We start from the raw sequence: 11,525 nt of genomic DNA on the forward strand, positions 1-11,525 counted from the left end.
TCCCGATCACGAAGGCGCGTAGCGCGCCTTGAGCTTTCCCTTGACGAGCTTTCCGGTGGGGGTGCGCGGCAGCTCGCTCGCGAAGTCGACGCTGCGCGGCACCTTGTAGTGCGCGACGCGCTGCCTGGCGTAGTCGAGGATCTCCCGCTCCAGGTCCGGTCCCGGTTCCGCGCCGGGTGCCGGTTGCACGACGGCTTTGACCGCCTCGCCCATCTCGGCGTCCGGCACCCCGAACACCGCGACGTCGAGGATGGCCGGGTGCAGCACCAGCACGTTCTCGACCTCCTGCGGGTAGATGTTCACCCCGCCGGAGATGATCATGAAGGCCTTGCGGTCGGTGAGGAACAGGAAGCCGTCGTCGTCGACGTAGCCCAGATCGCCGACGGTGGCCCAGTTCCCGTGCTCGGGGTGCTTGACCGACCGGGTCTTGTCCGGGTCCCCCAGGTACTCGAAGGGCACCTCGTCCCGTCCGAAGTAGACGGTGCCGACCTCACCGCTGGGCAGCTCGCGGCCGCCCTCGTCGCAGATGTGCACCTCGCCGAGCACCGAGCGGCCGACCGAACCGGGTTTGTCCAGCCACTGGGCGGAATCGATCAGCGTCATGCCGATGCCCTCGGTCGCCGCGTAGTACTCCTGCAGGATCGGGCCCCACCACTCGATCATCGCCCGCTTGACCTCGACCGGGCAAGGCGCGGCGGCGTGCACCGCCATCCGGTGGCTGCTCAGGTCGTAGCGCTGCCGGATCTGCTCGTCCAGCTTGAGCATCCGGACGAACATCGTCGGAACCCACTGGCTGTGCGTGATGCCGTACTCCTCGATCGCCCGCAGCGCGCCCTCCGGGTCGAAGCGCTCCATCATCACCACGGTTCCGCCGATCGCGTGCACCGAGGCGCTGTAGCGCAGCGGTGCCGCGTGGTAGACCGGCGCCGGGGACAAGTAGACGGTGTCCTCGGTGAACCCGTAGAACGCGCTCAGCAGGTCGACCAGCACGTTGCCGGGTTCGTGCACCTGGCGATCGGGCAAGTTGGGCTTGATCCCCTTGGGGCGCCCGGTGGTTCCCGAGGAGTACAGCAGGTCCGCGCCGCACGGCTGCGAAGCGGGAACTTCGGTCGAGGCTGCGGCCAGCGCTTCCTCGTAATCGTCGAAACCCGGCACCGCACCACCGAAAGCCAGCCGCAGCCCGACGGTCACCTGCTCGGCGACCGCCTCCGCCAGCTCGGCCAGCCCGGCGGACACCAGCAGCGCGCTGGCACCCGAATCGTTGACGATGTAGGCGACTTCTTCGGGTTGCAGGTGGCTGTTGACCGCGCAGACGTACAGTCCGGAGCGCAGCGCGGCCCAGTAGACCTCGAAGGCCTCCGGGGAGTTGTCGCTGAGCAGCGCGACGACATCGCCCTTGCCCAGCCCCGCCGCGCGCAGCTGGTTGGCCAGCCGCAGCGACCGCTCGTCGAGTTCGCGGTAGGTCAGGCGCCGACCGGATCCGGCCATGATCAGCGCGGGCCGGTCGGGGTGGGTAGCGGCGTGGACTCCTGGGTACATGCGGCTCCTCCTTGAACCATCGGCACCCGCTGATCACCTCGAGAGGCGCTCCAACTCCCCGAACAGCCGCTTGGACTGCTCGGCGCTGGGCACCACGAAAACGCCCTTGGCCTCCACCAGCACGGTGTCGGGGTCGTCCTCGGTGCTGATCGTGGCGATCGACTCGGTCCACCGCCCGTCGACGTTCTCCAGCCGGCCGACGATGCGCAGCGGCGTCTGCAGTGGGACCGGACGCCGGTAGCGCAGTTCGAGCTTGACCGTCATGCCGTGCTTGCCGCGGGTCGAGTGCGCGTGGCCGAGGATCTGGTCCACCAGCAGGGCGCTGATGCCGCCGTGCCCGTAGCTGGGCGGTCCCTCGTAGGTCAGCCCGAGCGTGCAGCGGCCGATCGCCGCGCCGTCGACGATCTCCACCCGCATCGGCGGTGCGATCGGATTCCCCGGGCCGGATGCCGGGTTGTACATCCGGCGCGCGCGCTGACCACCGTCCACAGTGGCCGGTTCACCGCGTTCGCGGCGGGCCGCGGCCAGCGGTGGGACCAATGCGCGGACCTGTTCGGCGAGTTCGGTCAGGGTCTCGGTGTCGACCTCGGTGGACACCGCGGCGTCGGTCAGCTCGCGCAGCGCGGCACCGAGCTCCCGCACGGCCCGACGGCGCTGCGCCTGGTCGTCTTCAGCGGTCACCGGTTCACTCACCCCGCCAGACCGGCTTGCGCTTCTCGGCGAACGCGCGCGCCCCTTCCTGGGCGTCGGCGGAGGCGAACACCGGAGACGAGATCTCGCGCTGCTGGGCGAAGGCCTCGGCGTCGGTCCACCGCACCGCACCGGAGACGATCTGCTTGGTGGCGCGGATCGCGAGCGGCCCGTTCGCCGCCACCCGCGCGGCCAGCTCCCTCGCCCCGTTCAGCGCCTCGCCCGGCTCGGTGATCTTGTTGATCAGCCCGTGCGCGTGGGCGACCTCGGCGGTCAGCGGATCGCCGGTCAGCGCGACCTCCATGGCCAGCTGGTACGGCAACGTCTTGGGCAGCCGCAGCAGACCACCGGCGGCGGCGACCAGGCCTCGCTTGACCTCGGGCAGCCCGAACTTGGCCTCCCGCGAGGCGACGATCAGGTCGCAGCTGAGCGCCAGCTCGCAGCCACCGGCCAGGGCCCAGCCCTCGACGGCGGCGAGCAGCGGTTTCGACGGTGGCCGCTCGGTGACGCCGCCGAATCCCCGGCCCGGGATGGAGGGGCGCTCGCCGCGGGTGAAGGCCTTGAGGTCCATGCCCGCGCAGAACGTGCCGCCCGCGCCGGTGAGGATGCCGATGACCGCGTCGGAGCGCTCTTCGAGCTCGTCGATCGCGGCGGCCAGGCCCTCGGCGACCGAGCGGTCCACCGCGTTGCGGGCCTCGGGCCGGTTGATCGTGATGACGGCGACGCCGTCGGCGATCTCGGTCAGGACGCTCTCACCCACGCTGCATCTCCTCCGGTCTCGAGCCAAGGCCGCCCCAGTATCCCGCTCGCGGCGACCCAGGTCCAGACCGACCGGCCGGTATGATCCAGACCAAACCCCGCACGCACCCATAGCCCGGACCAATGCACTGCCACCGGGTCCGTATCCTTCCGGGGTGGACCTGCGGCTGGTGGAGTACTTCGTTGCGGTGATCGACCACGGGAGCGTCACCAAGGCCGCGCAGTCGCTGTACATCGCGCAGCCGTCCCTGTCGCAGGCCATCCGGAGCTTGGAGCGCCAGCTCGGGGTGCAGCTGTTCCGCCGCACCGGGCGCCAGCTGGTGCTCACCCCCGACGGCGAGGCGTTCGCGACGCCCGCCCGCCGCATCCTCCGCGACGTCGAGCGCGCACGCAGCGCCGCGCGCGACGTGCTCGCGCTCAGCAGCGGCCAGCTCGACATCGCCGCGCTGGCGACGCTGGCCGCCTACCCGCTGCCCGAACTGGCCGGCGAGTTCCACCAGCGCCACCCCGGTGTGCTGCTCAACGTCATCGACCCCGGCGGCTCGGCCCGCGTGGTCGACGAGGTGCGACGCGGGCGCGCCGAGCTCGGACTGACCACGCTCCCCCTGCACAGCACCGGGCCCCGCGGCTCCTCGCTGCGCACCCGCGAGCTCCACACCCAGGAGATCGTGCTGGTCCTGCCCCCGGAGTTGGCCGCGCAGCTGCCCGACCCGGTGCCGCTGTCCGCGGTGGCCGGCATCCCGCTGGTCCTGGAACTGGGCGACACGCTCAGCCTGGTCGACGACGTGCTGGACACCTCGGCGCTGACCGTCGCCGTGGAGTCGGCCAACCGGCAGTCGATCTGGGACCTGGTCGCGCACGGCGCGGGCGCCACGTTCCTGCCCCGCAGCCTGGCCGAACGCGAACTGCAGGGCGTGGTCCTGCGCTCCACCACACCGGAACTGCGGCGCAGCATCGGATTCGTGCACCGCCCGGGACCGCTGTCCCCCGCCGCGGAGGCGTTCCTGGCCGTCGCCGGGGTCAGCGCGGAGTCCGCGCCATCCGCAGCAACGCCCGCCCCGCAGGCGACAGAACAGCGGGGTCGTAGAGCACCCCGTAACCGAGGCTGATCGGCGGATCGACCGCCCGCACGATCGCCCCGCGCGCGGCGGCCTGCTCGGCCATCGGCCGGGCGAGCACGGTGCCCCCGACCCCGGCCAGCACGAACGGCAGCATCGACTCCCGGTGCTGCACGACCGCCGACGGCCGGGTGCGCTTGCGGGCCGCACTGAGCGCCCTCTCGATGGCAGCACGGCCACCGCTCTTGGGCACGATCACCAGCGGCAGGTCCGGGAGTTCGGCCAGCGGCAGCGGATCCTTCGCCGACACCTCCGTGCCCGGCGGGAAGACCAGCCAGTACTCGTGCCGCCCCAGCTCCTCCACCTGCAGGTCCGAGGCCGGAACGGGCAGGTTGGTGAACACGATCTCGCAGTGCCCCTCGCGGATCAGCGAAGCACCGGCTTCCTCGTCGCGCAGCTCTGCCAGCCGCAGCGAAACGTTCGGGTAGCGCTGCCGGAACCGGCCGACGAGCTGCGCCACCGGATGCACCGCCAGCGCAGCCGCGACGTGGATGTCCAAGCGCCCGCGCGGCAACCCGGCGGCATCGACCAACGTGCCCTCGGCGGCTACGACGTCCCGCAGGATCTGCCGGGCCGGACCGACGAACGCCTGACCGGCCGAGGTCAGCACCATGCCGCGGCCGATCCGGTGGAACAGCTCGACCCCGAGGTCGCGCTCCAAACCGCGGATGGCCTGCGACACCGTGGGCTGCGCCAGCTGCAGCGCGCTCGCCGCAGCGTTGATGCCGTTGTGATCGACGACGGCCAGGAAGTACTCGACCTGGTGCAACTCCACCGGGGCAGCCTAGCCTGCGCTGCGGGCGCGAAAACCGGTCGCAGCCGGTTTCCGCGCCCGCACGCGATCAGTCCGTCACCCTCGTGTCCCAGCCGTAGTCGGGCAGCGCGAAGAAGTCGTTGCCGCTGACGCGGTCGACCTCGCCGGAGGCCATCGCCGCGATCAACGACTCGACGCCGGTCCGCACCGACTGGATGAGCATGCCGTGCTGCTTCTGACCGAGGTCGTCCTGCTGACCGCGGACCTCGAACAGCACCGTGGCCGAACCGTTCAGCGCGAACGCCGAACGCCCCTGGCCCGCGTACTCGCGCTCGTCCGGGTGCAGGTACCGGCCCACCCCGGCCAACGGCGACTGGGAGCCGTAAGCGGCCTGGATGCCGCGCGCCACGGACAGCGCGTAGCGGCGGGACTTGTCCTGGTCGAGCAGCGGGAACTTCTCCTTGTACGCCGCCCCGTCGTTGACGCCGAGCGGCGGGTAGTCCAGCGACACCGAGATGAGCTTGCCGTCCTGCGGCCCACCGGTGGTGCGCCCGCACGGGCCCATGTGGTGCAGGTCCACCACCGCGTCGACCGCACCGAACTCATCGCGCAGCGACAGGTAGGTGTCGCGGATCGCCTGCGACTCCGGGGACAGGAAGAACCCGGCGTCGGTCTGCTTTCCGGGCAGGTCCTCCGGCCGCGGCACGTAGTTCAGGTCGGGGTTGAAGTCCCGGTTGAGGTCGAAGCCCGGCAGGTCGATCCCGTCGCCGTCGGGGCTGTGGTACCAGGCCGTGGGAGCGCCGGCCAGCTGCGGGTGGTCGGCCACCACCTGGTCCCAGCCGTACACGTTCATGCGCCGGTTCAGCTCCCCGCCATCGGGGTTCACCATCGGCATCGCCACCAGCGTGACCTGCGACAGCAGCTGCTCGGTCGCGGCATCCCGACTGGTGCCGAGGTCCCGCAGGATGCCGAGCAGCGCTTCGGTGCCGGTCCGCTCGTTGCCGTGGATGGCGCTCTGCACCATCAGCACCCGCTTGCCGGTCCCCACGCGCGCGGCCCACAGCTCGCGCCCCTGCTTGGTGGTGCCGACCTGCTTCACGCCGACCCGGCCGTTCGAGGTGGCCTCGATGTCGCGCAGGGTCTTGCCGAGCTCGGCGTGGGAGGTCCACCCCTCCCACTGCGGATCGTCGAAGATCCTGCACTGCCCCTGGTCCGGCCCCTCCGGAGGATCCGCCTGCACCGGTGCGGCGAGTCCGGTCATCGCAGCGGAACTAACCGCCACGCAAGCCAACGAAGCTCTCCAACGCGGAATTCGACTCACAGTCGCACATCTCCGTTCACGAGTTGCAAGCTGCGGGGCCCGAACCCGGCGCACCGATCCCGCCGAGTTCCGGGCACATCGCACTGCTGGGGAAGCCGAGGGCGGGGAACGTCCTGGGCCGAGATCGCAGCAGGACAGTAAGTTCCCGTCAGAGCGGCGTCAATTGCCCAGAACGGACGCATTTCCGGTCCGACCGAGAGATCCCGTTGGGCTCGGGGGCTTGCGGACGCGCGAACGGGCGCTCCTCGCCGCCAGGACGAGGAGCGCCCGGTAATCGCGTCAGAGGCCGAGGTCCTTGGCGATGATCGTCTTCATCACCTCGGTGGTTCCGCCGAAGATGCGGGTGACGCGGGCGTCGGCGTACATGCGGGCGATCGGGTACTCGAGCATGTAGCCGTAGCCGCCGTGCAGCTGCAGGCAGCGATCGACCACTGTGGACTGCAGTTCGGTGCAGTACACCTTGACCTTCGCCGCGTCGGCCGCGGTCAGCTCCCCCGCCTCCTGCTCGTCCAGCGCGCGGTCCAGCAGCGCTCGCCCGGCCTCGATCTGCACCGCGCACCCGGCCAGCTCGAACTTGGTGTTCTGGAAGCTGCCCACCGTCTTGCCGAAGACCTCCCGCTCGCGCACGTAGTCCAACGTCGTGCGCAGCGCGGCTTCCGCCGCGGCCTGACCGGACACCGCGATGCCCAGCCGCTCCTGCGGCAGGTTCGCGCTCAGGTACTGGAAGGCGCGGCCTTCCTCCCCGAGCAGGTTCTCTGCCGGGATGCGCACGTCGTCGAAGAACAGCTCCGCGGTGTCCTGCGCCTTGAGCCCCAGCTTCTCGAGGTTGCGGCCCCGGCTGAAGCCGGCCATGCCGCGCTCCACGACCAGCAGCGACAACCCGTCCCTGCGGTTCTCGCCCTGCCCGGTGCGGGCCACCACGATCACCAGGTCTGCGTTGTGCCCGCCGGTGATGAACGTCTTGGCGCCGTTGAGCATGTAGTAGTCGCCCTCGCGGGTGGCGGTGGTGGCCATGCCCGCCAGGTCCGACCCGGTGCCGGGCTCGGTCATGGCGATGGCGCTCATCAGCTCGCCGCTGGCCAGTCCCGGCAACCAGCGCTTCGCCTGCGCCTCGTCGCAGAGCGAGATGAAGTACGGCACGACCACGTCGGTGTGCACCTTGAACCCGCCGAGCGAAACCCCGGCGCGCGAGGTCTCCTCGGTGATGACGGCGTTGAACTTGAAGCTGCTCGTCCCGCCGCCGCCGTGCTCCTCGGGCACCTGCAACCCGAGCATCCCGACCGCTCCGGCCTTCTGGAACAGCTCGCGGGGCACCATCCCGGCCCGCTCCCACTCGGCGAAGTGCGGCACGACCTCCTTGGCCAGGAAGTCCCGCACCACCTCGCGAAACGCCTCGTGTTCCGCCCCGTAAGCACTGCTGCGCATCCGCCCCTCCTCATCCGCTGTCTTCGCAACACTCGCCCGGAACCACCCGAGCGCCCGGCAACCTCTCGCTCCGCCACGCAATTTCAATGGAAATTGGACGTGCGATTTCCATTGAATTTTGATTCCCGTCCGGTAACCGCGAAGCACGGTGAGGTTCCGCCACCCGCACCGCCACGCAGAACGGGTCTGGAAAACCTCAACGCTCAGAGCAGTTCGAGGATGGTGGCGTTGGCCATCCCGCCGCCTTCGCACATCGTTTGGAGGCCGTAGCGGATTCCGTTGGCGCGCATGTGGTGCACCAGGCGGGTCATCAGCACCGCGCCGGATCCGCCGAGCGGGTGGCCGACCGCGATCGCTCCGCCCAGCGGGTTCAGGCGCGCCGGATCGGCTCCGGTCTCGGCCAGCCAGGCCAGCGGAACCGGCGCGAACGCCTCGTTGACCTCGAACGCGCCGATGTCGTCGATGCCGAGCCCCGCCTTGCGCAGCGCCTTGTGCGTGGCCGGCCACGGGGCGGACAGCATCATCACCGGGTCGTCGCCCGCCAGCACCGCCGTGTGCACCCTGGCCATCGGCCGCAGGCCGCGCTCGCGGGCGATGTCGCTGGTGGTGATGAGCAGTGCGCCGCTGCCGTCGGAGATCTGCGAGGCGTTGCCCGCGGTGACCACACCGTCCTCGCGGAACGCGGTCTTGAGCTTGCCCAGCGACTCCAGGCTGCCACCCCGGCGAACGCCCTCGTCGGCTTCGAGTTCCGGCAGTTTCACCAGCTGTCCGTCCAGCGCTCCGGAGTCGATCGCGGCGGCGGCCTTCGCGTGCGAGGACAGCGAGTACTCGTCGACCTGCTGGCGGGAGAAGCCCCACTTCTCGGCCACCATCTCCGCACCGATGCCCTGGTTGAAGCCCTTCACGCCGTAGCGGTCCAGCACCGAGTCGGGCAGCACCTTGTCCACGCCCTTGCGCGCGAAACCCATCGGCACCCGGCTCATCGACTCCACCCCGCCGGCCACCGCGATGTCGTAGTAGCCCGCGAGGACCCCGGCGGCGGCCGCGTGCACCGCCTGCTGGCTGGACCCGCACTGCCGGTCGACCGAGGTGGCGGGCACCGATTCCGGCCAGCCCGCGGCCAGCACGGAGGTCCGCGCGATGTTGCCCGCCTGCTCCCCCGCCTGGCTCACGCACCCCCACACCACGTCGTCGACGTCGCCGGGTTCGACCCCCGCGCGCTCCACCAGCTCGTTGAGCACGCGCGCGGACAGGTCCGCCGGGTGGATCCCGGACAGCGCGCCGTTGCGCTTGCCGACCGGGGTGCGCACGGCTTCGACGATGACTGCGTCCCTCATCTGCTTCTCCTGTCTGGGAAACGGCGGGCCAGGACTCGAATGAACCACCACTGCCCGGCTGCGGGCAAAGACCGGGCGTGGAACGTTGGGATAGGCCGCGCCTATCCGCCCCAGTACGGCGCGCGCAGTTCGCGGCGCAGCAGCTTGCCGGAGTCGGTGCGCGGCAGGTCCGGGGTGAGCTCGATGCGCCGCGGGACCTTGAACCCGGCCAGGCGCTCCCGGCAGTGCTCCGCCAGCCGGTCGACCAGGCCGGCCGCGACGTCCGGGGCGGGTTGCACGATCGCCAGCACGGACTGGCCCCACTCCTCGTCCGGCACTCCGATGACCGCTGCGTCGGCCACCTCCGGGTGCGCCAGCAGCGCCGCCTCGACCTCGGCCGGGTAGATGTTGACGCCGCCGGACAGGATCAGGTCGGTGCGCCGGTCGCACAGGAACAGCCAGCCCTCGTCGTCCAGGTAGCCGATGTCGCCGACGGTGATGAGCTCCCCGTGCCGGGCGCCCGCCGTCTTGTCCGGGTCCTTGAAGTACTCGATCCCGGTGATGCCGCTGCGGAAGTACACCGCGCCGACCTCGCCCGCGGGCACCTGTTCGCCCTGCTCGTCGAGGATCTGGACTTCCGCCGCGGACAACGGGAATCCGACCGTTCCGGGCCGGTCGAGCCACTCCGCGGAGCGCACCGCGGTGACCGATCCTTCGGTGGCGCCGTAGAACTCGGTGAGCACCGGCCCCAACCACTCGATGCAGCCGCGCTTGACCTCCACCGGGCAGGGCGCGCCCGCGTGCACCACGCTGCGCAGGCTCGAGGTGTCGTAGCGGTCGCGCACGTCGGCGGGCAGCCGCAGCAGGCGTTGCAGCACGGTCGGCACCGTGAACGTCGTGGTCACGCGGTGCTCCTCGACGAGCCGCAGCACCTGTTCCGGAGTCGCCCGCTCGCTGAGCACGACGGTGTGGCCGAAGTTGAGCCCGATGAAGGCGAAAGCGGCGGGTGCGGCGTGGTACAGCGGCGAGATCACCAGGTGCACGCCGGGGCCGGGCTCGATGTCCAGGCGCCCCATGAAGTCCAGGTAGTGCGGCGGGACCTGCGGCGGCCGACCGGTGAGCGCTCGCCGCACGCCCTTGGGACGACCGGTGGTGCCGGAGGTGTAGAGCATGAGCTCCCCGGCCGTCCGCTCGTCCGGTGCGGTGCGCGGCTGACCGTCGAACAGCTCCTCGTAGTCCCGCCAGCCGGGCGAGCCGCCGACGGCGAACCGCATCCGCTGCGGTATCCCCGCGGCATCCATCGCCGGGCCGCACTGCGCGGTCAGCGCCGCGTCCACGACGACCAGGTCCGCCTCGCAGTTCTCCGCGATGTAGGCGATCTCCGGTTCGGCGAGGTGGTGGTTGATCGGGGTGAAGTACAGCCCGGACTGCCAGGTGGCCAGCCGCAGCTCGAAGAACGGCAGTCCGTTGTGGACGACGGCGGCCACGCAGTCCCCCGGCCGCAGCCCGAGCTCGCGGAAGGCGTGCGAGAGCTGGTTGGCCCGCTCGGCGAGCTGGGCGAAGCTCACCGAGCGCCCTGCCAGGTCCACCACCGCGGACCGGTCCGGATCGGTGCGGGCGATGTTGAACAGACCCAGTTCGCCGAGCGCGACGGGCATCTTCGACCTCCTCGATCAGAGAACCGCGGTCAGGAGCGGACGCCACCGAAGATCCGGCGGGCATCGCGATCCGGGTCGACCAGCAGCGCCATCACCACACCTCCGACTAGCACAGCCACGCCGAACAGCTGGAAGGCCTGCGCGTAGCCGGCACCGGGCGTCGGCGCGACGTCCACCAGAGCACCGGTCAGCGCCGGGGCGAACAGGCCGGAGAGCGTCTGCAGCGCGAGGAAGAAGCCGAGCGCGCCGGGCTGCTGGCGGGTCGGGCTGATCTGCGACACCACCGCGTTCATCACCGGCAGCGACACCACCATGAACCCGTAGGCCACCACCACGACGGCGACCGCTGCCCAAGCGCCACCGATGTAGGGCAGCGCGGCCAGCAGGCCACCGCCGATCAGCAGCGAGACGGCCGGGACCAGGCCGCGCTGGACGCGGGCGCTGGAACCGCGCGAGACCATCCGGTCGGTCAACCAGCCGGCCCCGACCATGCCGATCATGCCGGTGATGCTGGGCAGCCCGAACATGCTGCCCGCCTGCACCCGGCTGAACCCGAGGCCCACCTCGAAGTAGGACGGCAGCCAGGTCAGCACCACCGACACCATCCCGTACACCATGAAGGTGCCGATCGCGCCGCCGATGAAGCTGCGGCTGAGCGCGATCTTGCGGAACGGCACCCGGATCCCGGTGTCGGACTGCTGCTCGGCGGTCTTGCCGCGCGGTGTCGCGTAGGGGCCTTCGCGGCCGATCAGCAACCAGGCGACGCACCAGACCACGCCGACCAGCGCCAACGTCACGAACGCCGCCCGCCAGCCCGAGGCCACCACGATCAGCGTCAGCACCGGGGCCACCGCGATCTTGGCGATCGAGGCGCCGGAGGACAGCCACGCCGAGGGCAGGCTGCGCTTCTCCTTCGGGAACCACTCGAAGGTCCCGGCGTTGGCC

The 11,525-nt window shown here is 70.9% G+C and carries 10 protein-coding genes; 1 reads left to right on the forward strand and 9 read right to left on the reverse strand.

All coding sequences use genetic code 11. From position 1 onward, the window contains the following. Positions 1-6 precede the first annotated feature (6 nt). The 3 genes from ABTZ89_RS08695 to ABTZ89_RS08705 are packed head-to-tail and all read right to left on the reverse strand — an operon-like array spanning position 7 to position 2,989. Entirely contained in the window at positions 7-1,539 is a 1,533-nt protein-coding gene (locus tag ABTZ89_RS08695) for an acyl-CoA synthetase (protein ID WP_351041924.1), read from the reverse strand. Between the two features lie 33 nt (positions 1,540-1,572). After that, positions 1,573-2,220: a PaaI family thioesterase gene (locus tag ABTZ89_RS08700; protein WP_351041927.1), complete on the reverse strand. Its 648-nt coding sequence runs from the start codon at positions 2,218-2,220 to the stop codon at positions 1,573-1,575. Between the two features lie 4 nt (positions 2,221-2,224). After that, positions 2,225-2,989 carry a crotonase/enoyl-CoA hydratase family protein gene (locus ABTZ89_RS08705; protein ID WP_270952503.1) on the reverse strand — a complete coding sequence of 255 codons (765 nt, stop codon included), beginning with the start codon at positions 2,987-2,989 and terminating at the stop codon, positions 2,225-2,227. 154 nt (positions 2,990-3,143) lie between these two features. Between ABTZ89_RS08705 and ABTZ89_RS08710 the strand changes: the two genes are divergently transcribed. Further along, positions 3,144-4,097 (forward strand): LysR family transcriptional regulator, encoded by a 954-nt coding sequence (locus tag ABTZ89_RS08710; RefSeq protein ID WP_351041930.1) that lies wholly within the window; start codon positions 3,144-3,146, stop codon positions 4,095-4,097. Here ABTZ89_RS08710 and ABTZ89_RS08715 read toward each other — a convergent pair. The 6 genes from ABTZ89_RS08715 to ABTZ89_RS08740 form a co-directional block, all read right to left on the reverse strand. Beyond that, positions 4,009-4,881, reverse strand: coding sequence for a LysR family transcriptional regulator (locus ABTZ89_RS08715; RefSeq protein WP_270952505.1), 873 nt, complete (start codon positions 4,879-4,881; stop codon positions 4,009-4,011). The two genes, ABTZ89_RS08710 and ABTZ89_RS08715, sit on opposite strands and share 89 nt — an antisense overlap. Before the next feature lie 67 nt (positions 4,882-4,948). Continuing rightward, positions 4,949-6,121 (reverse strand): M14 family zinc carboxypeptidase, encoded by a 1,173-nt coding sequence (locus ABTZ89_RS08720; protein ID WP_351041934.1) that lies wholly within the window; start codon positions 6,119-6,121, stop codon positions 4,949-4,951. A gap of 339 nt (positions 6,122-6,460) precedes the next feature. Continuing rightward, positions 6,461-7,606 (reverse strand): acyl-CoA dehydrogenase family protein, encoded by a 1,146-nt coding sequence (locus ABTZ89_RS08725; RefSeq protein WP_270952507.1) that lies wholly within the window; start codon positions 7,604-7,606, stop codon positions 6,461-6,463. A 203-nt stretch (positions 7,607-7,809) separates the two neighbouring features. Continuing rightward, positions 7,810-8,943 (reverse strand): thiolase family protein, encoded by a 1,134-nt coding sequence (locus ABTZ89_RS08730; RefSeq protein WP_270952508.1) that lies wholly within the window; start codon positions 8,941-8,943, stop codon positions 7,810-7,812. A 101-nt stretch (positions 8,944-9,044) separates the two neighbouring features. Beyond that, positions 9,045-10,580, reverse strand: a complete 1,536-nt coding sequence (locus tag ABTZ89_RS08735; RefSeq protein WP_351041938.1) for an AMP-binding protein — start codon at positions 10,578-10,580, stop codon at positions 9,045-9,047. A gap of 29 nt (positions 10,581-10,609) precedes the next feature. Continuing rightward, positions 10,610-11,525, reverse strand: a 916-nt coding sequence (locus ABTZ89_RS08740; RefSeq protein ID WP_351041941.1) for an MFS transporter, incomplete at its 5' end; no start/stop codon positions are given.

Source organism: Saccharopolyspora sp. NPDC002686 (assembly GCF_040295745.1).
Taxonomy (GTDB): domain Bacteria; phylum Actinomycetota; class Actinomycetes; order Mycobacteriales; family Pseudonocardiaceae; genus Saccharopolyspora; species Saccharopolyspora oryzae.

Bases quoted from the DNA above. Each gene is read 5' to 3' on its own strand.
- ABTZ89_RS08725 (WP_270952507.1), bottom strand. From the start codon at position 7,606: ATGCGCAGCAGTGCTTACGGGGCGGAACACGAGGCGTTTCGCGAGGTG.
- ABTZ89_RS08695 (WP_351041924.1), bottom strand. From the start codon at position 1,539: ATGTACCCAGGAGTCCACGCCGCTACCCACCCCGACCGGCCCGCGCTG.
- ABTZ89_RS08730 (WP_270952508.1), bottom strand. From the start codon at position 8,943: ATGAGGGACGCAGTCATCGTCGAAGCCGTGCGCACCCCGGTCGGCAAG.
- ABTZ89_RS08720 (WP_351041934.1), bottom strand. From the start codon at position 6,121: ATGACCGGACTCGCCGCACCGGTGCAGGCGGATCCTCCGGAGGGGCCG.
- ABTZ89_RS08735 (WP_351041938.1), bottom strand. From the start codon at position 10,580: ATGCCCGTCGCGCTCGGCGAACTGGGTCTGTTCAACATCGCCCGCACC.